16 protein-coding genes and 1 pseudogene are annotated in these 21,498 nt (G+C 44.3%); 14 read left to right on the top strand and 3 right to left on the bottom strand.

Going from position 1 to position 21,498, the window contains the following annotated elements:
- Window positions 1-151: 151 nt before the first annotated feature.
- Window positions 152-1,993 carry a long-chain-acyl-CoA synthetase gene (locus B3J29_RS10360; protein WP_005232410.1) on the bottom strand — a complete coding sequence of 614 codons (1,842 nt, stop codon included), beginning with the start codon at window positions 1,991-1,993 and terminating at the stop codon, window positions 152-154.
- Window positions 1,994-2,167: 174 nt separating this feature from the next.
- The gene (locus B3J29_RS10355; protein WP_286965345.1) at window positions 2,168-5,596 is read right to left on the bottom strand and encodes an Rne/Rng family ribonuclease; all 3,429 of its coding nucleotides are present in this window, start codon (window positions 5,594-5,596) and stop codon (window positions 2,168-2,170) included.
- 99 nt (window positions 5,597-5,695) lie between these two features.
- Here B3J29_RS10355 and B3J29_RS10350 point away from each other — a divergent pair, with 99 nt between their 5' ends.
- The 8 genes from B3J29_RS10350 to B3J29_RS10315 all read left to right on the top strand — a co-directional run bounded on the left by B3J29_RS10350 (window position 5,696) and on the right by B3J29_RS10315 (window position 14,602).
- A complete protein-coding gene (locus B3J29_RS10350; protein ID WP_180018640.1) occupies window positions 5,696-5,845 on the top strand; it encodes a hypothetical protein in 150 nt (49 codons plus the stop codon).
- A gap of 520 nt (window positions 5,846-6,365) precedes the next feature.
- On the top strand, window positions 6,366-7,334 hold the full coding sequence (locus B3J29_RS10345; RefSeq protein WP_262477948.1) for an RluA family pseudouridine synthase: 969 nt from the start codon (window positions 6,366-6,368) through the stop codon (window positions 7,332-7,334).
- Window positions 7,335-7,840: 506 nt separating this feature from the next.
- A complete protein-coding gene (locus tag B3J29_RS10340; protein ID WP_262477947.1) occupies window positions 7,841-8,509 on the top strand; it encodes an HAD-IIIA family hydrolase in 669 nt (222 codons plus the stop codon).
- 408 nt (window positions 8,510-8,917) lie between these two features.
- Window positions 8,918-9,715 carry a 2-keto-4-pentenoate hydratase gene (locus tag B3J29_RS10335; RefSeq protein ID WP_262477946.1) on the top strand — a complete coding sequence of 266 codons (798 nt, stop codon included), beginning with the start codon at window positions 8,918-8,920 and terminating at the stop codon, window positions 9,713-9,715.
- Between the two features lie 22 nt (window positions 9,716-9,737).
- Window positions 9,738-10,634: an acetaldehyde dehydrogenase (acetylating) gene (locus B3J29_RS10330; protein ID WP_286965338.1), complete on the top strand. Its 897-nt coding sequence runs from the start codon at window positions 9,738-9,740 to the stop codon at window positions 10,632-10,634.
- A gap of 11 nt (window positions 10,635-10,645) precedes the next feature.
- Window positions 10,646-11,665: a 4-hydroxy-2-oxovalerate aldolase gene (gene dmpG, locus B3J29_RS10325; RefSeq protein ID WP_262477944.1), complete on the top strand. Its 1,020-nt coding sequence runs from the start codon at window positions 10,646-10,648 to the stop codon at window positions 11,663-11,665.
- Between the two features lie 557 nt (window positions 11,666-12,222).
- Window positions 12,223-13,458 (top strand): OprD family porin, encoded by a 1,236-nt coding sequence (locus B3J29_RS10320; RefSeq protein WP_262477317.1) that lies wholly within the window; start codon window positions 12,223-12,225, stop codon window positions 13,456-13,458.
- Window positions 13,459-13,741: 283 nt separating this feature from the next.
- The gene (locus B3J29_RS10315) at window positions 13,742-14,602 is read left to right on the top strand and encodes an alpha/beta fold hydrolase (RefSeq protein ID WP_262477316.1); all 861 of its coding nucleotides are present in this window, start codon (window positions 13,742-13,744) and stop codon (window positions 14,600-14,602) included.
- Between the two features lie 376 nt (window positions 14,603-14,978).
- On the opposite strand, the gene hcaR is transcribed toward B3J29_RS10315, so the two are convergent.
- Window positions 14,979-15,887, bottom strand: a complete 909-nt coding sequence (gene hcaR / locus B3J29_RS10310; RefSeq protein WP_208461827.1) for a DNA-binding transcriptional regulator HcaR — start codon at window positions 15,885-15,887, stop codon at window positions 14,979-14,981.
- Window positions 15,888-16,167: 280 nt separating this feature from the next.
- Between hcaR and hcaE the strand changes: the two genes are divergently transcribed.
- From hcaE to hcaD, 6 genes and pseudogenes are all read left to right on the top strand, one after another.
- Window positions 16,168-17,535 carry a 3-phenylpropionate/cinnamic acid dioxygenase subunit alpha gene (gene hcaE, locus B3J29_RS10305; RefSeq protein ID WP_286965329.1) on the top strand — a complete coding sequence of 456 codons (1,368 nt, stop codon included), beginning with the start codon at window positions 16,168-16,170 and terminating at the stop codon, window positions 17,533-17,535.
- Window positions 17,532-18,050: a 3-phenylpropionate/cinnamic acid dioxygenase subunit beta gene (gene hcaF, locus B3J29_RS10300; RefSeq protein WP_286965327.1), complete on the top strand. Its 519-nt coding sequence runs from the start codon at window positions 17,532-17,534 to the stop codon at window positions 18,048-18,050. The genes hcaE and hcaF overlap by 4 nt, the downstream gene beginning before the upstream one ends.
- Window positions 18,050-18,376, top strand: a complete 327-nt coding sequence (gene hcaC, locus B3J29_RS10295; RefSeq protein ID WP_004781817.1) for a 3-phenylpropionate/cinnamic acid dioxygenase ferredoxin subunit — start codon at window positions 18,050-18,052, stop codon at window positions 18,374-18,376. The genes hcaF and hcaC overlap by 1 nt, the downstream gene beginning before the upstream one ends.
- Before the next feature lie 2 nt (window positions 18,377-18,378).
- Entirely contained in the window at window positions 18,379-19,194 is an 816-nt protein-coding gene (gene hcaB / locus B3J29_RS10290; protein WP_286965324.1) for a 3-phenylpropionate-dihydrodiol/cinnamic acid-dihydrodiol dehydrogenase, read from the top strand.
- A gap of 66 nt (window positions 19,195-19,260) precedes the next feature.
- Complete coding sequence (locus tag B3J29_RS10285; protein ID WP_208461831.1) at window positions 19,261-20,226, top strand: 3-carboxyethylcatechol 2,3-dioxygenase; 966 nt, start codon at window positions 19,261-19,263, stop codon at window positions 20,224-20,226.
- A gap of 4 nt (window positions 20,227-20,230) precedes the next feature.
- A pseudogene (gene hcaD, locus B3J29_RS10280) lies at window positions 20,231-21,473 on the top strand (3-phenylpropionate/cinnamic acid dioxygenase ferredoxin--NAD(+) reductase subunit).
- The last annotated feature ends 25 nt before the right edge of the window (window positions 21,474-21,498 follow it).

The raw sequence follows: 21,498 nt of genomic DNA, 5'->3' as shown, positions 1-21,498 counted from the left end.
TAAAAAGTTCTGAAAGCACCACTTTGTTTGATGGAGCGTATTGTAGCAAGATCTCATTGCAGCGCAAGTAAAAAATAACAAAGTTGCCTATGTTTGATTATAAATACAACAATTCTGCTTTATCTAAACAAAAAATAGGCAACTTCGGCACTTAGAAGCGATATTGATAGGCTTGAATGTTCTCAAAAATTTCTTGAGTCAGCTCACAATACGCATCGCTCCCTGGCAATAAAACCAGCAGGCGTTCATCGGTCTTGTTTGGATCAAAAGCCTGTTCTTTCAGTTTGTTTTTCTGATACTTGAAGGTACCGGTCGTTTCTACTTGCTTTTGAATGCGTAGAAAAACCGGAACTGCATATGTAGGCAGACAGCGTTTAAAGGTGCTGACCATATTTTTCAGGTCTTGCTCATCTAGGGTGCTTCCTGATTGCAGGGTAATTGCAGCCATGCCTGCACGGCCATTGGTATGCGGAATTTCTACGCCATAAACCACAGCTTCGATAATTTTGTCATACTCGGTCAGCATGTTTTCGACTTCAGTCGTTGAAACATTTTCACCTTTCCAGCGGAAGGTATCACCGAGACGGTCGACAAACTGAGCATGACGGAAACCGATATTACGCACCAGATCGCCCGTATTGAAGTAGGAATCACCTTTACTGAACACGTCATGCATGATGACTGCCTTGTTCTTTTCCGGATCGGTATAGCCATCGAAAGGGGAGCGGCGGGTAATTTTACCAATCAATAAACCGGTTTCACCTTTTTTCACCCGTTTGCAGCGACCTTTGGCATCACGCACAAGCTCATTTTTATCTTTGTCAAATTCGATAATGGCATAAGGCGTTGGTGAGAAACCGACAGTATTGTCAAAGTTAAAGACATTGCTGAAACCGACATTACCTTCACTGGAGGCATACAGTTCCAGTACTTCCTTGATGCCAAAACGGGATTTGAATTTATCCCAGATGTTTGGGCGCATTCCATTACCAATCATCTTGGTGACACGATGGCCTTTTTCCAGTTCAGACGGTGTTGCATCCATCAGGTAGCGGCAAAGTTCACCGACATAACCAATCGCTGAAGCATCAAATTTTTTGACATCTTTCCAGAAGGAAGAGGTGGAGAATTTACGGCGGATGGCAAAAGTACTGCTTCCGGCAATCACCCCACACCAGCACACCACAATGCCTGTCGCATGATAAAGCGGCAGGGTGCAGTACATCACATCATCTTTATTCAGGTTCAGAACATGACCATAGGTGCCATAGGCGAGTGTCCAGCGGCTATTGGTAAAGACCACCGCTTTAGGTAAGCCAGTGGTACCTGAAGTATAGATATAGAACAGGCCGTCTTTACCCTGTACCGAATGTGTGGTCGGTGTATTGAATTTAGGGAACTGGTCAATCTGCTCTGCCAGGTTAATAAAACCTTCAGGTGCCTGTCCGGCATTTTCTTGTGTGTTCTGATCGGCAAACCAGTGAAAACGGTCAGCGGCAATATTGAGATCATGACGGATTTCATCAACCGCAGCACGGCACTCTTCACCGACAATGACCGCAATCGGTTTCACCAGATTAATACTATGTGTCAGGACTTTGCCGACCTGAGAAGTATTCACCAGCGCAATCGTGATGCCCAGCTTGGCTAGACCAATCACGCTGGCAATAAACTCTGGACGGTTCTCGACCATCACGGCCACCACATCACCTTTCTGTGCACCGAGAGAGAGGTAAAAATGTGCGATCTGGTTCGCCCAGCCATTTAGGTGAGCATAGGTATAGGACTGATCCTCAAAACGTAATGCAATACCTTCAGGATTACGCTGTGTTGCTTTTTCAAAAGCTAAACCCAGGCCTGCGGGCGTATTGGGAGTACGTAAATAAGCCTGTCGCAGTCCGTTCAGCAGATTAGGGACCTTACTGATGAAGGCAGGGATTTTGGCTGCGACATCTGCAATGCCAATAAGATCGGGTTGGTTCGTCTGGGTCATGGGCGTCCTATCATTTTTCGTATCCAATGCGTTTAATTTATATGCAATAAACGGATGATAGCCATCTTTTAGCGTGTTGAAACTAGAGTAATCAACCTATTCTGACAAAATCTAGCAAAAAAAACCTAGCCACCGAAATGACTAGGTTTTTTTAGTTAACTGCAATTGGGTGAATTATGACTCAGTTGCAGTATTAGTTTTTTTCGGTGGACGGCCACGTGGACGACGTGGGCGGGCAGCCGGTTTTTCAGCTTTTGTTACAGTTTCTTCAGCTTTATCGGCTTCCGGAGTTTCAGTAGGCGCAGCTTCGTTTTCTGCTGGAGTTGCTTCAGCTGTAGCCGTTTCAGTGACTTCTTCAGCTGGAACCTGTTCTTCAGCGTTCGCAGTTTCTACAGGCGCTTCAGCAGCTGGCTCAGGAGTTTGAGTCGCTTCAGTTGTATCAGCACTTTCTACTGCGGCTACCGGAGCTTCAGCAGGTGCAGCTTCAGTATTTTCAGCTTTCGCCTCTTCCGCTGGAGCCGTTGCTTCTGCAGCAGGTTCAGCTGCAGTAGATTCTGCTTCAGCTTGTGCTTGCTGTTTAGCCTGCTGTAATGCTTGCTCGGCAGCCAGTTTAGCGAGACGACGACGCTCACGTGGATCATTCGCCACACGTTTCTCTGAAACCGGTGCAGGCGGAGTTAAATCCAGCACAGGTGCAGGTTCTGCTTCAGGTTGTGGTTTGCTGACTTCTACATCACGAGTTACAGGTTTTTTCTCTATGGTCGCGGTGGAAACCGTTGCTAAAGTCGCATTATATTCCTGCGTGAACTTTTGCAATGCGCGGTTAAACGTTGGCAACAGACCAAACTGTTCAATCAGGACTGAACAGTCTTCGCCATAAACATGGCGAATCAGACTGCCAATGGTGTATTGGCCAAGTGTTGGCACCTGTGATGGTGTCAATTGCTGAGTTTTCGCCTGTTGGCCTTGTGCAGCACGGCGGCGGTCACGACGACGTTGACGTGGGTCATTGCTGGCACGCTGTTTTGATGATGACTGAGCTTCCGGTGCTTTCTCTGCAGGAGCAGATGCAGTCACTTCAGCCAGGAACTCTTCCGCAGCTGGTGCTTCTACAGGAGCATCGGCAGGGGCAGTCACTTCAACAGCAGGTTTTGCGACTGGAGCAGTGTCATTCAATGCCACAATTTCGCTTTTCGCCTCGTCAATATTCACCACCATTGCTGTTGGCATCACTTCTTTACGAGGAGCATCGACCAGTTCTACACGCACTTGCTTTTCATTGACTGCTGGAGCTTCAACGGCAGCAGGTGCTTGAGGTACAGCTTGCTCATTCAGAACACTTGGATCGCGGTGGCGATTTGGACGTTCTGGACGTTGCTGGTTGCGACGGTCACGACGTGGCACGTTTTGCTGTTGCTCATTACCGTGAGTATCACTTTGCTGTGCAGACTCGTTGTGGTGCTGACGGCGAGAGTTGCGTTTGTTTTCACGCGCTTCCTGACGAGAAACCTGAACCACTTCTTCATGCATCTGATGTTGTGATACATTATCAGACTGCGCCTGTTCACGTGGCTCTTTGTGCTTGTTGCTACGTGCTTTTTTGTTATGACGCTGTGATTTCTCTTCACGTTCAGTTTTTTCAGACTGATCACGCTCTGGTTTATGTGCCACAGTCGAAGGCGCCAGATAAGCATTGCCGGTAGTTGCCGGTGCTACAACAGCTGCTGGCTGTGCAGATACTGCTGGTGTTACAGGAGCAACCTGGCCGAACTGACCACGACTCACTGCACCGCCATTCACCATCTGTTCGATGGCAGCAGCAGCATTGTTCGCCGTGCGAGACTGATCAACAGTAGTTGCCTGTTTTTGTACGAACAGGTTTTCTAACCATGCACATGGGCTTGCTGCAGGTGCCGCAACTTGGGCAGGTGCCTGTTGTGCAACAGGTGCTTGCTGTACATTTTGCTGGTTCTGGTTATTGCGGCGTTTATTGTTTTTGCCGTTGTTTTGCTGCTGAGCAGGTGCTGGTGCAGCGGTATGCGTATGTTCTTCTTCTAAATGCCACTCAGATGACTCATAACCCAGTTCTTTTTCGCTTGAACGGGTTGCTTCAGTACGCTCATAACTTGTCGGTGCGAAACCTTCAGGGTTATACGAAATTTCGTAGTGGGGTGTTTCCAAGTGTGGATGTGGAAGTACAGTCACACGTGTATTTGAAGTTTGTTCCAGATATACCAGGCTGTGACGTTTTTCATTCAGCATGAATGCTGCAATTTCTACTGGTACTTCAACCTGAACTTCACCATGACGTTCACGTAGCGCGATTTCTTCCACTTTACGCATAATTGAAAGTGAGAGAGAACGTAAGTCACGCACCATACCGGTACCATGACAGCGTGGGCAGACATAACCAGTCGCTTCTTCTAACGATGGGCGCAGACGTTGACGGCTCATTTCCATCAGGCCGAAACGAGACAGTTGGCCGAACTGGATCCGTGCACGGTCACTTTGTGTTGCTTCACGCAGTTTCGCTTCTACCATACGCTGGTTGCGGTCTTTGGTCATGTCGATGAAGTCGATAACAACTAAGCCACCGATATCACGTAAACGTAATTGACGAGCAATTTCTTCAGCAGCTTCAAGGTTGGTATTTAACGCTGTATCTTCAACGTCCTGACCACGAGTTGATTTTGCTGAGTTAATATCGATTGAAACTAAAGCTTCAGTTTGGTCGATCACGATCGAACCACCTGAAGGCAGTTTTACTTCACGTTCATAAGCAGTCTGGATTTGGCTTTCGATACCGAAATGCGCAAACAAAGGCTCATTCAATGTATAAGTTTTCAGCTTATCTAACTGAAGCGGCATTACTGCTTTAACAAAGTTATATGCTTCGTTATAGGCTTGCTCAGAATCAATCAGGATTTCTGCTACATCATCACGCAGGTAATCACGGATCGCACGAGTTACCACACCTGCTTCCTGATGGACTAGCATAGGTGATGGGCCTGAATTTGCAGTGCTTTGAATTTGTGCCCAAAGGTCTAGTAAATGTTGCAGATCAAGCTGTAGTTCTTCTTGAGAACGGCCAATGCCTGCGGTACGAACAATGACGCTCATACCACGTGGCACGTTTAAAGAAGCCAGCATTTCTTTCAGTTCTTCACGTACTGAACCGGAAATCTGACGGCTGATACCGCCACCTTTCGGGTTGTTTGGCATCAGAACCAGATAACGACCAGCTAAAGAGATGAAAGTTGAAAGGGCAGCGCCTTTATTGCCGCGCTCTTCTTTTTCCACCTGAACCAGAAGTTCAGTGCCTTCAGTAATCAGTTCACGGATATTTGAAGTTTGACGAGGATCGGCTTTGTAGTAAGAGTTTGCGATTTCACGCATAGACAGGAAGCCTTGGCGACCTGCGCCGTATTCAACGAATACAGCTTCTAAAGAAGGTTCAACGCGAGTTACGTGACCTTTATAGATATTAGATTTTTTTTGTTCACGGGTACGATTCTCTAAATCGAAATCGTAAAGACGCTGACCAGTGACAAGTGCAACGCGAATTTCTTCGGCATGTGTTGCATTAATCAACATACGTTTCATGGGTGTAACACCTTATAGTGATACACAGCAAAAAATCGCTATTCACGTAGCGAACATCACACATCACGGATCAATGGCCCAGATCTCCAATGAGTTTCATTGTGGTCTGAGTCTTTTATTCCCGGCGTCTACTTGAATATAGATCAGCTTCGGTATTTTGATTCACGTATTGATGATGGCAATACGGCTTCAATCTTTAAACGATTAAAGTCACCTGAACGTTTCACTGGCGGACAAGCGGTGCATTAGATGTGAGTAACTTTCACTGTCACATTGCTCGAAGATCATCCCTTCTTTATAGAAAGTGTCTTGATACGGAATTATCGTCGTATCTTTACAAACTGTGCAGATCCAATGCATCAAACGCTGTAGCCTGAAGTCGTCTTCAGGGTGCGACTAATCTGATGTGTATCAGTTTACGTTTAAAAACCAACTAGGTTGGCGACATATTTTTTTCAGACAAACTGATTTATGTACCTGAGGTACAATTAAACGCAACAGTTTGCTTTGTTTGCCGATATAATAAGCCTTCGGCGTCGGCATAATTCTTTTGGGACCTTCCCGTATCATGTGAGTCTTTAATTGAATAATCAAGTTCAGAGAAATCTGAAATGCTTCAACTTTTACTCACAAACGATGGTTTCCGTGCGCTGACTATACCAAACCTTGCATCATCTGCCTATGGGCTAAGCTTATGTTTCTTGTGTAGAGCATAACCTAAGTGATCAGTTTTTAATCAATTTTAGTATTTTTGGGTCATAGTAACTGTATGAATTCTACACAACAATGGCAAAGCGTCACTTGGTTTGAAGTGGATGAACATCAAGATGGACAGCGAATCGATAATTTCCTGTTCAGTCGTCTGAAAGGGGTGCCTAAAAGTCGGATTTATCGTCTGATTCGTGAAGGACAGGTTCGCGTCAATAAAAAACGCATTAAGGCCGAAACCAAACTGGCGATTGGCGACCAGATTCGTGTGGCACCGATTCGTTATGAGCAAAAAGATGAATCAGAAGCGCCGATTTCGGACAAGGTGGCCCAAGGTCTTCTGTCCCGTGTGCTATATGAAGATGAAGGCTTGATGGTCGTCAATAAACCATCGGGTATTGCCGTGCATGGTGGTAGCGGTGTGGCATATGGTCTGATTGAAGGTTTGCGTGCTGCAACCGGTAAAAAATACCTGGAACTGATTCACCGTATTGACCGTGACACCTCTGGTCTGGTGATGATCTCGAAAAAGCGTAGTACCTTAAAAACGCTACAAGATTTATTACGTGAACATAAGATTAAAAAAACTTATGCCGCTGTCGTGAAAGGACAGGTAACGCTGGATAAGCAACTTATTGATGCACCTTTGCATCGTTATGAACTTTCTAATGGTGAGCGTCGTGTACGTGTCTCTAAGGAAGGCAAAGAGTCTAAAACCCAGTGGAATGTAGCAGAGCGTTTTATGCATGCGACACTGGTGTATGCATCTCCACTTTCTGGTCGTACCCATCAGATTCGTGTACATGGTCTCAGCATCGGTCATCCGCTGGTAGGCGATGAGAAATATGGTCACGAGACTGAATATCGTGGGCCAAAGCCACGCCGTTTATGTTTGCATGCAATGCGTTTGGAAATTCCAGGTTATCCGACCATTGAAGCGCCTTTGCCTGAAGATATGCAGAGTCTTGTGGCTCAGCTTCGTGCGCAAAAGGCGGATAAGGTGGTAACGCCTGCGGAAGATGACGAGTAATTTTTAGCTTTTAAGTTAACCCTCTCCCTGAGCAGTACTGCTCGCAAGTCTCCTTTCTTGCACGAATTTTAAAAGCAATGCTTTAAAATTCGCTCAGGAGAGGGAACGTTGAGTTCGCATGTGCTAGTGATAAGTCAAAATAGCTAAGAATTTATCTTTATTATTTAGTTACTGTACGTTGTTCAGTAATGAATTCTCCCTCTCCTTTTAGGAGAGGGCTGGGGTGAGGTAAAAGTAAAGCACAGCCGAGTTTTGTAGTTATAAAATCAAATTTTATCGCGTAGGCAGTGTTTTACTTTTGAGGGGGGCAAAAGTAACAAAACCCCTTCTGTTGATCTGATGGCACCTCCCTATGCCACAGATCAACGGCGACATCCATGTCGCCATTGGATAGCCAATAGCTGTTGTGATATCACAATAAAAGTTATTTTGTGATGAAACTCGCCCTCCTTTGAAAAAGGAGGATCGGGGTGGATTAACACTGAATCAAATACTAGGAACCTTATATGAATTCACCTGTAAAATTGGTCATTTTTGATTGGGATGGCACTTTATTTGATTCAGTGGGGCAGATCGTCTCGAGCCTGCAGTTTGCCGCACAACAGTTTCAGCAACCGCTGACCGATGCCGATGCGAAAAGCATTATCGGATTAGGTTTGCCGGAAGTCGCACAGCGACTATTCCCAACTGTACCAGAATTACATGCGGATATTTTGCAGGCCTATTCGGAACATTATGTGGCGAATTCTGTTGAAGATGCCTGGTTTGAGGGCGTGTCTGAAATGCTCTATGCATTAAAGGATGAAGGCATTAAATTAGCAGTCGCTACCGGTAAAAGTCGTAAAGGTTTAGATCGTGTATTAAAGCAAACCAAGAGTATGGATCTGTTTCATGCCACTCGTGCTGCCAGTGAAACCCGCTCTAAACCTGATCCTTTAATGCTGGCTGAAATCCTGTCTGAAACTGGTATTAGTGCGCATGAAGCGATTATGGTCGGTGACACTTCTTATGATCTGGAAATGGCGATGAATATTGCCATGCCAAGTGTGGGTGTGGCTTATGGCGTGCATACACCGGAAACCTTGGCGCAGTTTAATCCGCTATCGATTGTCAACGATGTCAGCAGTTTGCATGACTTTTTATTGGCTAAAGTCCAATGGAAAGAAGCCATTTAATTCAGTATCTTAGTCATTATTCAAGATCCGGCATTTTCTGAAATAGAAGATACGGATCAATGCTGTAGATTTGAACAACTGGTCTTATCTTTTAGTCTAAAGTTGTGATTACAGTGGTTTTGTTCTGTCATGATTGTTGAGCTATTTAGTTGGATATAACTTAATTCATAATTATAAGATTATGTTTTTAATTGATTTTTATAAATTTAATTTATAGATAATAGCTATTGCAAAAAATAAAATAACTATTGGCATTCACGTCGTATTTTTCCCATCCTAAAACTGTTTATTCATATGCCCATACTAGGCGCAATTGTTTATTGGAATGATCGAAATGATCAGGCCAGAACATTTTGCCTGTCTTAGTTCTCGGCATAAGCCTCATTTTTGCAGTTTAAGGAAACATTGATGTCGAATTCTGCTGTTGTTGAATCAGTTGCACAAGCATTACGTACTGCTGAACTCTCAAAAACTGCGATCGCACCGATTCGCCCGGAACTTGGTGGTGAAAGTGCTGACGTAGATATTGCCTATGCCGTTCAGGAAGTAAATACCGAGCGTGCTCTGGCGGAAGGTCGCCGTCTGGTAGGTCGTAAAATTGGTTTGACATCGAAAGTGGTTCAAACACAGCTTGGCGTAGATCAGCCTGACTTCGGTATGTTGTTTGCCGACATGGCCTATGGCGATGGTGAAGCGATTCCTGCAGGTCTATTGATTCAACCGAAAGTTGAAGCAGAAATTGCATTGGCGATCAAAGAAGACTTAACCAAAGCAAAACATACGTATGCAGACATTATCAGTGCTACTGATTATGCATTGCCTGCAGTAGAAGTGGTCGATAGCCGTATCGAAAACTGGAAAATCAGCCTGATTGATACTGTGGCTGATAACGCATCTTCTGCTGTATTCGTTCTGGGCTCTAAGCCGGTCAAACTGGAAAACCTTGATTTTGTGAACTGCAAGATGGTCATGACACGTGGCGACGAAGTGGTTTCTCAAGGCGTGGGTAAAGCATGTCTGGCAAATCCATTAAATGCTGCGGTATGGCTGGCAGACGAAATGGTACGCCGTGGCCGTCCATTATTAAAAGGCGACATCATTTTGACTGGTGCTTTGGGTCCAATGGTCGTGGCTCAGTCGGGCGATGAATTCAAAGTTGAAATTGAAGGCTTTGGTTCAGTAACAGCTGTTTTTGCTGCTGAATAAGGGAATACAAGAGAGTACATTCATGAAAAAGATTAAATGTGCATTGATCGGTCCAGGTAACATTGGTACTGACTTGCTTTATAAACTGCAACGCAGCGAATGGTTAGAGCCAGTATGGATGGTGGGGATCGACCCAACTTCTGAAGGTCTTGCTCGTGCAGCGAAAATGGGCCTGAAAACTACGGCTGAAGGCGTAGACGGTCTACTTCCTCACGTAGTTGAAGATGAAATCAAAATTGCATTCGATGCAACGTCTGCCTACGTTCACGCTGAAAACAGTCGCAAGTTAAATGAACTTGGCGTGCTCATGATTGACTTGACGCCTGCAGCGATTGGTCCATTCTGCGTACCACCAGTGAACCTTGAAGCATTGCTTGCAGCTGGCGAAGTGCCAAACGTGAACATGGTAACTTGTGGCGGTCAGGCAACTATTCCTATGGTTACTGCGATTTCTCGCGTTCAGCCTGTGAACTATGGTGAAATCATCGCGACTGTATCTACTAAATCAGTAGGTCCGGGTACGCGTAAAAACATCGATGAATTCACGCGTACTACTGCTGGTGCGATTGAGAAAGTGGGTGGTGCGAAACAAGGTAAAGCGATCATTATTATCAACCCGGCTGAGCCACCACTGATGATGCGCGACACTGTTCACTGTCTAGTTGAAGGTGAACCAGATCAGGCGGCAATCACTGAATCTGTACACGCGATGATCAAAGAAGTTCAGAAATACGTACCAGGTTACAAACTGGTGAACGGTCCTGTATTTGATGGCAACCGCGTATCGATCTTCCTTGAAGTTGAAGGTCTGGGTGACTTCCTGCCTAAATATGCAGGTAACCTCGACATTATGACTGCAGCAGCTGCACGTACCGCAGAAATGTTCGCAGAACGTGTTTTAAATGCAGTTGAAGCTTAAGGAGCACCTTCATGTCTAAGATTATTATTAATGATATGACTTTACGTGATGGTATGCATCCAATGCGCCATCAAACTACACCTGAACAAATGGTTGCGATTGCAACTGCTTTGGATGATGCAGGTGTACCTTTAATCGAAGTCACACACGGTGACGGCCTTGGCGGTAACTCTGTGAACTACGGTTTCGCAGCTGCAACTGATGAAGAATACCTGAAAGCGGTGATTCCAAACCTGAAACAAGCCAAAGTTTCTGCACTTTTACTTCCTGGTATTGGTACTGTTGATCACCTGAAAATGGCGCATGATGTAGGTGTAGCAACTATCCGTGTTGCAACTCACTCTACTGAAGCAGACGTGTCTGAACAGCACATTACTGCTGCTCGTAAACTGGGTATGGACACTGTGGGCTTCCTGATGATGGCGCACATGGCTTCTCCAGAAAAATTACTTGAAGAAGCACAAAAAATGGTGTCTTACGGTGCTAACTGTATCTATGTCACTGACTCTGCTGGTTACATGCTTCCGCAAGACGTGACTGATCGCGTAGGTATTTTACGTGCTAACCTGGGTTCAGACATCGAAATTGGTTTCCACGGTCACCATAACCTGGGTATGGGTGTTGCCAACTCTGTTTCTGCTGTACAAGCAGGTGCAACACGTGTTGACTTGGCATCAGCTGGTCTAGGTGCTGGTGCGGGTAATACTCCACTTGAACTGTTTGTTGCGGTTGCAAACCGTATGCAAATGGAAACTGGTGTTGACCTGTTTAAAGTACAAGACGTTGCAGAAGATCTGATCATCACAATGATGACTCATCAGATCCGTGCTGACCGTGATGCTGCAACTTTAGGTTATGCGGGTGTTTATTCTTCATTCCTGCTGTTCGCTAAACGTGCTGAAGCAAAATATGGCGTATCTGCTCGTGAAATTCTGCTTGAGCTTGGTCGTCGTGGTACCGTTGGTGGTCAGGAAGATATGATTGAAGATTTGGCATTGACTATGTCTAAAGCGCGTGAGTTACAAGCTTAATTTTTAATGCCGTGGTATTAAAATAAGGCTAATAAAAAAGCATCCGAATCGGATGCTTTTTTATTATGAAGTAGTTTTAATAATATATTAAAACTCTGATCTCAGATATTTTACTTATAGTGCTAGGTGAAGATTATTTTAGTTTAATTTTTTCTTTAAACATAAAAACGATAAATAAAAAATATTATCTTAAAGTTTTTAAAATAATTGCTCTTATTAATAGAAGAAACAAAAATTTGAATTAGACCTCTTGCGAATGTATCGTTTTACCTAATTTTTGAATTGGCTAAAACCTTATAAAATGTAGCTTTGGGCTGTTTAAATTTTGACTAACGCAAGAGGTCTATTGATTATCTGGTTAATTTTTTATTTTAGTTAATTGTTTATAAATATAAGTCTTTTTCAAATTTCAGCATACTTATTCTATCTATAGAGATTAATAGAAAAATTTTAATACTGTAGTCGGATTTTAAAAAACTAGAGTTGAGCATGATAGCGGCATAGCTTAATTTGATTACTAGGAATAAGCCATGCGTCGTCAAAACTTATAGATAGCAATGCTTGCTGCGACAGCAACTTTAGGGACAACCGCAACGAATGCAGACTTTATTGACGACAGCAATGTTCAACTCAAATTTAAAAACTTTTATCTAGACCGTCAGTATCAAGATGATTTTTCTTCACGTAATTGGGGTTCTTGGTCTCAAGGCGTGACTTTGGATGCCAAATCAGGCTATCACGATATCGGTGGTGGGATGCAGGTTGGTGCAGATGTTCTGGTTCAACATGCAGTTAAACTTAAAGGCCGTGATCAAAATCCGGATTGGGTGTTACCTCACGATGGCAAAGAATCTAAAGATCATTTTGGTAAAGTTGGCGCAACCTTAAAAGCTAAAGTGTCTGAGACTGAGCTGAAAGTGGGTGAGTTATTGCCTGTATCTCCAGTACTGGTATTTGATCCATCCCGTCAGCTCATCACTACTTATAGCGGTGCCTGGTTAGAATCTAAGGATATTCTGGAAGATACTAAATTCACTGTGGCTTACATTGATAAGATTAACAATCGTTATGACAATCAATTTCGTGACTTAACATTGTTTGCGCCTGCGAAAGGTAAAAATTATTACGATAATGGTGAAGCATCTGATGGTATGTGGATTGCCGGTGTAGATCATCAGTTCACGCCTCAAATTGGTGGTAGCTACTGGTATGCAGATGTTCAAGATATCTACCAACAGCATTACTTGGGTGTGAATTACAAAACTGCGCTAGGCGAAAAAACCAAATTAGATAGCCATGTGCATTATTTTGATAACTCGGAGTCAGGTGACAAACTGTATGGTGAGATTGATAATCAGGCACTGTCAGTAGGGGCAAAAGTTAATCATGGTGCGCATACTGTAGGTCTGGGTTATCAACAAATGTTTGATGATACTGCATTTCCAACACTTGGCGGCTGGGTGCCACAGCCTTATCTGGTGAACTGGGGCGTTGCAACCTTTACTGCACCAGAAGAAAAGTCATGGAATGTTTCTTATGGCTATGACTTCTCTGAAATGAGTGCCAAAGGCTTAAACGCAACTGCAGTTTATTTCAAAGGTTATGATGCTCAATCAGGTGATCAAAACTTTAATACTGATGAGCTAAATCTGATTGCGAATTACACTGTTCCAGAGGGTAAGTTAAAAGGTTTAGGCATCCAAGCGATGTATATTGATGTAAATTTTGCAAATCCTACTAAACCAGATCTTCAGGAATACCGCGTAGCGACGACTTATACCCATAAATTCTAAGTTAAGCGCATTTTAAGGGCAGTCAGTATTCTGACTGCTTTTTTTTGAGTTAAGAACTTAATCAAAGCCTTAAATTAAACAGGGTTTTAAATTTAAAATAATTAATTAAAACAAATACTTAAATAATATATTTTTTGTAGTATGCAATCGTAATTTTATATCAGTTGAAGACAGTAGAGCGGTTAATATAAGACTGTAAAAAGATCATTTTTAATGAGTCAACTTGACGTCGAGTTCTCGTCATCGAGGAACACGCAAGCAAGAAACTGTAAGAGGAATCATGATGAGCACTGTTCAAATCCCTGATTATAAAACAGATCCTTTCTTCGGCTTAGAAGACAAATGGATTGAAACTGCAGAAGGTGAGTTGACTCACTACCATGAAATTGGTGAGGGTACGCCTATTCTGTTCCTGCACGGTTCAGGTACTGGTGTGTCTGCTGCTGCAAACTGGTGGTTAAACCTACCTTCAATTGGTGAACAAGCACGTTGTATCGCAATCGATACCATTGGTTATGGTCAAACTGTGGTTGCACCAGGTACTGCTTATGGTATTCGTGCATGGGTGGATCATGCCGTACGTACTCTAGATGCTTTAGGTATCGAAAAAACCTGGTTAGTGGGTAACTCTCTGGGTGGCTGGTTAGCATTCCAGATGGCATTGGATTATCCAGATCGCATTTTGGGTATCGTGTCTATGGGTACGGGCGGTGCGAAACAGACTGCTGCACTCAAAGCTCACGCAAACCCAGTTCTTACAGAAGAAGGGATCAAGAAAACCCTTTCTATGTTTGTCGTGAACAAAGACCTGATTACTGATGAACTGGTTAAAGTACGTTTTGCTTCTGCTGCAAATGACTATGCATCAAACCGTTTGATGGATGTAGTGGGCGCACGTGACCGTGACCGTTTCGAATTCCCGTTAGACTTCGAAAAAATGAAAGACATCACTGTACCTGTATTATTGATTCACGGTACTCAAGACGTGGTGATTCCGGTTTCTCGTACTTGGGATATCCTGAACATCGTGCCAAATGCTGATGCACACATCTTCAGTCAATGTGGTCACTGGTCTCAAGTTGAAAAATCAGATGAGTTCAACACTGTGATCAAAAACTACCTGGCTGTACACGGCGTAAAATAAGTCGTACTCAGTTTAAAAAAGGATGGCTTCGTTCATCCTTTTTTTCTTTCTAAAATATTTGATTTATAGCTGCCAAATGAACACCATTTCATTCAGTGAATTTTTTAAACATTTTTAATGCTTTTTAGCTATTAATCAGAATTTCAAAAATTAAAATGAGCCTTAGACTTCTTATTAGACTTAAGTTGTAAAAGAAGCCTAATTTGAGCAAAAATTAAACCTAATAAGCCATGGTCAGAGATGTTGGAAGCCAAGCTAGACGTAGTCTGTCATAGGAAAAATGAATATAAAATGAAATTTTGATCAGAAAAAATAAAAACAAAAAAGCACACGTATTCTCAGAGGAAATTACGTGTGCTGCTATAAGAATAGAAAATTAATGTGGTTCGTCGCGGTTAATGTCTAGGTAGAATACGCGAGTCAGAAGTTCTAGGAACTTCTTCACTGCGACTGAATTGCTATCCTTGCGATAGCTAACATACACATCTAAAAAGGGAAGTTCTACATCCAGCGGGCGGATTACAGTATTGTTCATGGTCAATGGCGCGATATAGCCCGGCAGGATGGTACAGCCCAAGCCCATACCAATCGAGTTGATATTGAACAGAATATTATCCGCCTTTTGGACAATATTAAATTCAATCCCGTTGGCTTTGGCAAAGTCCAGAATAGCCTGGTTCAGGGTCAAGGACTGCTCTGCTGATGGAATAATAAAATCAATACCATTCAATGCTTTAGCAGGGATTCTTTCGTATTTTGCTAAGGGGTGATCTTTAGGCAGGAGAAAAATCAGCGGTTCACGAATCACGAACTGGCTTTCAATTTCATCACTATTGAAATTATGACGGGTAAATGTCAGATCTAGATCACCTTTTTTTAACAAACGCATCTGCTCATTGTTGTTCAGGCTGAGCAGTTCAATTTTTAAATCTGGGTTTTGTACACGTAGATTTGGCAAGATATAGGGGAAGATTTTCATCTCTGCGACAGGGACGAAACCGATGCGCAGCATCTGCTGCTTGGCTTGTGAGACCTGACGGGCCATGGCAATCGCCTTATCAGCCTGCGCCAACGTCAGGCGGGCCTGTTCTAGGAATACAGCACCTTCTTCGGTCAGTTCGACTTTACGCTTGGTACGGTGTAGCAGTTTGACACCGACATCTTCTTCCAAATCTTTGATTTGCTGACTAAGTGATGGCTGAGCCGTGTAAAGTTTGAGTGCTGCCTTACTGAAGTTGAGTTCTTCAGCCACAGTAATGAAGTAGCGGAGGTGTCGTAATTCCATATCATCAGCCCGTCGAGTAATCCAAAAAATGTCTTACTATAATTTCAGAAGAGTATAATCTATAAACAACTATGTCGTGAAGATTATTTTGTCATTTAGAAAGTAAATGCCTTGGAGGGATTGATTAGTGTTTTAATATAAAAATACACGCCTAGAATAATTGCTTAAAACTATTAATTGAAACAAAAAAAATATTTCCCCAAAACCACCCTAAAATCCATCATCGTTGAAAAGTTGAGTCTATTACTTTGTGCCATAACTGGTCACAGGAGAGCTTTTCATGAGTGGAAAAATTGATGTGCGCGAAATCGACGCTTTAGTCGATGCACAAAATGGACGTATCACGCCATCTATCTATACAGATCCTGACATTTACGAATTAGAACTTGAACGTGTCTTCGGTCGTACATGGTTATTCCTTTGCCATGAAAGCCAAATTCCTAAGGCTGGCGATTTCTTCAATACCTACATGGGTGAAGATCCAATCATCGTGGCACGCCAAAAAGACGGCTCAATCAAAGCATTCTTAAACCAATGCCGTCACCGTTCTATGCGCGTAAGCTTCGCAGACTGTGGTAATACACGTGCGTTCACTTGCCCATACCACGGCTGGTCATACAGTATTGACGGTTCTCTAAAAGACATTCCGCTTGAAGATCGCGCTTACCCACATGGTGCATGTAAAGAGCAATGGGGTCTGGTAGAAGTTAACCGTGTTAAATCATACAAAGGCCTAATCTTCGGTTGCTGGGATGAAACTACGCCAGATCTAGAAGAATACATGGGCGATATCGCTTGGTACCTGGACGGTGTTATAGATCGTCGTGAAGGCGGTACTGTGATCGTGGGTGGTGTACACAAATGGGAAATCGACTGTAACTGGAAATTTGCAGCTGAACAGTTCGCATCTGACCAATACCACGCACTGTTCTCTCACGCATCTGCAATTCAGGTGCTGGGTGCGAAACCAGATGACGAATCTTCTAAGAAATTAGGTGCTGCACAAACTGCTCGTCCAGTTTGGGAAACTGCGAAAGACGCGATCCAATACGGTTCACGCGGTCACGGTTCAGGCTTCTTCTTCACAGAGAAACCAGATGCAAACGTATGGGTTGATGGTGAAGTTGCAAACTACTTCCGCGAAACTTACGAAGAAGTGAAAGAACGCCTAGGTGAAACTCGTGCACTGCGTCTTGCAGGTCATAACACCATGTTCCCTACATTGTCTTGGTTGAACGGTACTGCGACTCTTCGTGTATGGCACCCACGTGGTCCAAACAAAACTGAAGTTTGGGCATTCTGTATCTGTGATGCGGACGCGCCAGAAGATGTACAAGCAGCATTTGAACGTTCTGCAACACGTGCCTTCGGTCCTGCAGGCTTCCTGGAGCAAGATGACTCTGAAAACTGGATCGAAATCCAAAAAGTTTTACGTGGTTACAAAGCACGTCAAAACAAACTCATTATGGAAATGGGTAAAGGCAACGAGAAAGTACGTGAAGATGGTATCCCGGGTATCACTAACTATATTTTCTCTGAAACTGCAGCACGTGGTATGTACCGCCGTTGGGCAGATTTATTGATTCATGAAAAATGGGAAGACGTTGAAGCTGCGGCTGACGAATATGAGAAGGAGCTTATGAAATGAGTCAAATCAGTTTAGAACTTCATCACCAAATTAGTCAGTTCCTGTATCAAGAAGCCAAGCTTCTTGATGACTGGAAATTCCGCGAATGGTTAGACACGCTAGCTGAAGATATCTCTTACACGCTACGTACTACACCAAACGCTCAAACGCGTGACCGTCGTCGTTCAGTTGAACCACCTACTACCTGGGTATTCAACGATACGAAAGATCTTTTAGAGCGTCGTGTTGCACGTCTTGAAACAGGTATGGCTTGGGCTGAAGAGCCTCCATCACGTACCACTCACATGGTGAACAACGTGATTGTTGAGCCGACTGAAGTTGAAGGCGAATACGATGTGTACGTGACATACCTTCTGTACCGTACCCAGAAAGAGAAAGACGTTACGATTTACTGTGGTAAACGTCATGACAAGATCCGCAAAGTTGAAGGCGGTCTGTGCTTCCAGATCTTCAACCGTAAGATCACTCTTGACCAAGCTACCTATAACTCACATAACCTGAGTGTGTTCTTCTAATGAATAAGATTTTTGTTTGCCAAGTTGACGAATTAGACGAAGGCGAAGCGTTAAAAGTGGATTGCGGCGTAAACGGTATCGAAGCGCTTGCAGTATTCAACAACGGTGGCGAATTCTTTGCAATGAACGACCGCTGTTCACACGGTAATGCTTCTATGTCTGAAGGCTACCTTGAAGATGATGGTACAGTGGAATGTCCACTTCATGCAGCTCGTTTCTGTTTGAAAACAGGTCAGGCACTTTGCTTACCAGCAACTGACCCAATTCAAACATTCCCAGTTGTACTTGAAGATGGTGCGTTATACGTAGAGATGGCAGGAGAGTAATCATGGGTTGGCTACAAGGCGAAGTTGCACTGATCACTGGTGGTGGTTCAGGTCTCGGTTGGGCACTCGTAGAACGTTTCCTGGAAGAGGGAGCACAAGTGGCCGTTCTTCAACGTTCACAGTCTAAAGTCGATGCACTGAACGCACGTTTTGGTGACCGTGTGCTGGCAATCGCAGGTGATGTGGCCAGCTATGAAGACAACGTCCGCGCTGTTAAAGCGACTGTAGAGCGTTACGGTAAACTCGACTGTTTCGTGGGTAATGCCGGTATCTGGGATCACTATGCCGATATCGTCAATACTTCAGGTGAGCAGCTGGAAAAAGCCTTTGATGAGATTATGGGGATTAACACCAAATCTCTGATCTTAGGTGCGAAAGCTGCACTGGATGAGCTCGTTAAATCAGAGGGTTCGATCATTTTCACGCTGTCTAACTCTGCACTTTACTCTGCAGGTGGCGGTCCGGTTTACACAGCATCGAAACATGCGGGTGTAGGCATTATGAAAGAACTGGCTTACGAACTTGCACCTAAAGTACGAGTCAATGCCGTTGCGCCATCAGGTATGAATGTGAACATCAAAGGTGCTGCATCTTTGGGTCAGGAAAATCTTGGTCTGCTCGATGCACGTGATCCTGAGAAAATCGCCCGTGGTATGCCACTGAACTTCTTACCTGAACCTGAAGACATGACTGGTTCCTACGTGCTCTTGGCATCTCGTCAAAATAACCGCCCGCTGACTGGTGTTCTGATTAACGCAGAATGCGGCCTGGGCATCCGTGGTTTACGTCAACCACGTGCAGGTTTCTTTGATGAATAAAAATCTAGTCTGAAATGGACTTTTCGGCAGCCTGTTCTTGGCTGCCTTCCTTTTAAGGAGTCTCTCATGGCCGTTAAACTTATTTGTGCTTCGCACAGTCCTTTAATGGAATTTGCTTCACCGCAGGAAAAACGCAAAGAGCAGGCTGTTCGTGAAGCGTTTGAAAAACTGTCTGCTGAAGTAAAAGCTTACGACCCAACCCTGATCATCACTTTTGGTCCTGACCATTTTAATGGTTTCTTCTATGACCTGATGCCAAGTTTCTGCGTGGGGATCCGCGCGAGGGCTGCAGGGGACTGGGACTACGGTAAAGACAATGACCACATTGATGTGCCAGAAGACAAAGCACTGGCTTTGATTCGCCGTGTACTCGATGAGGGTGTGGACGTTGCATATTCTTATCGCATGCAAGCCGACCATGGTGTGACTCAGCCCTTACATTTCCTGTGTGAAGGCAAACTTGACCGTTATCCAACGATTACAATTTTTATTAATGGCGCTGCAGCACCGATGCCAACTACCAAGCGTACCATCGCTTTAGGCCGTGCTGTGGGTCAATACATCAAGTCTTTAAACCTTGAAAACGAGCGTGTGCTTGTTTTAGGTACCGGTGGTCTGTCACATGATCCACCTACACCGCAAATGGGTGCTGTACCACCAGAAGTGGAAGAGTTCCTGATTGCAGGCCGTTATCCAACGCCTGAAGCACGTTATGCACGTCAATCCAAAATTATTGCAGTGGGTCAAAAGCTGGCAGCAGGGGATACGTCAGTTGCCGTGCCTTTGAATGCTGAATGGGATATTGCCCTGCTGGAAACCTTCAAGAATGCTGATTTTGCAACATTAGAAGCGATGACTGAAGCTGAAATCCGCCGTGATGGTGGTCGTGGTGGTCAGGAAGTCCGTTCTTGGATGGCTGCCTTCGCTGCCTTAAGCGAAATGGGTGAGTACGAAATGACAACGCACTGTTATGAAGAAATCAGTGAATGGATTGCGGGCTTCGGCATCGTATCTGCAGAGTTAAAAGGTTAAAGACATGAGCAACATCGAAACCATCGTAATTGTAGGTGCTGGCCAGGCAGGTGCAAGCGCGATTTTAGAACTTCGTGGCAACAAATACGAAGGTAAAATCATTCTGATCGGTGATGAAACGCATCTTCCTTATGAGCGTCCACCACTGTCTAAAGACGTGATTCTAAAACCTGAAGAGACCAAGATTGAAATTCTGTCAGAAGAAAAACTGGCGGAACTTGGTGTAGAAACCATTCGTGGCAATGGCGTGAAAAAAATCAACGCTGAAGTGAAAACGGTTGAACTTCAAAATGGGGACGTTGTTGCTTATGACAAACTGTTGCTTGCCACTGGCGGCGCAGCACGTCGTCTGCCAAACTTCGATGCGCTGGGTAAACACGTTTATACCTTGCGTAACCTTGAAGATTCACAAGCTTTAGTACCTGTGTTGCAATCAGGCCGTCGTATTGTCTTGATTGGGGGTGGCGTGATCGGTCTGGAACTGGCTTCTTCTGCACGTTTCAAAGAATGCCAAGTAACTGTGATCGAAATGGGGCCTATGGTCATGGGCCGTTGTTCGCCACGTATTCTGAGCGAGTTCCTGTTAGAACAACAACGTTTGGAAGGTATCGATGTTCGTCTGGAAACCAAGATTGCAGACTGCCGACTTGAACAAAATCAAGACGGTGAAGAAGTTGTGATTACCCTTGAGGGTGGTGAAGAGCTTCGTGCTGATGCTGTAGTTTATGGTATCGGTATCGTGCCAAATGCACAATTGGCTGTAGAAGCTGGCCTGGATGTTGATTTCGCGATTAAAGTGAATGAAAACTGCCAGACTTCAAATGCAGACATTTATGCGGCAGGTGATGTGGCAACTCAATTACGTGACTGTTGGTAACCACCGTCGTGTAGAAACTTGGGAAAATGCCAACCTGCAAGCAGGGATCTTTGCGCGCCATGTGATGGGCATTGAGCATCCGACGCCTAATCCAGCTTGGTTCTGGACAGATCAGTTGGACATCAACTACCAGTTCGTGGGTGACATGGCGGCTGCTGAATGGCAAGTTCGTGGTGAAATCAATCCAGAGCTTCGCGCTGAATCATCATTCGTGATGTTTGGTGTGACTGATGGCGTTATTGTTGGCGGTATCACTGTAAATGCGGCAAAAGAAATGCGTCACCTGAAAAAACTGATCAGCAAGAATGCAGCGTTTGAAGCAGATAAATATTTAGATCTCAGCCAGGATCTTCGTAAACTTGTGAAGTAATCTGAGTTTACAAAAGGGCAGACCT

The sequence above is a fragment of the Acinetobacter sp. UBA5984 genome (assembly GCF_002429925.1).
GTDB lineage: Bacteria > Pseudomonadota > Gammaproteobacteria > Pseudomonadales > Moraxellaceae > Acinetobacter > Acinetobacter variabilis.
The sequence above is the reverse complement of the archived record's forward strand: the minus strand, read 5'-3'. Positions and strand labels throughout refer to the sequence as shown.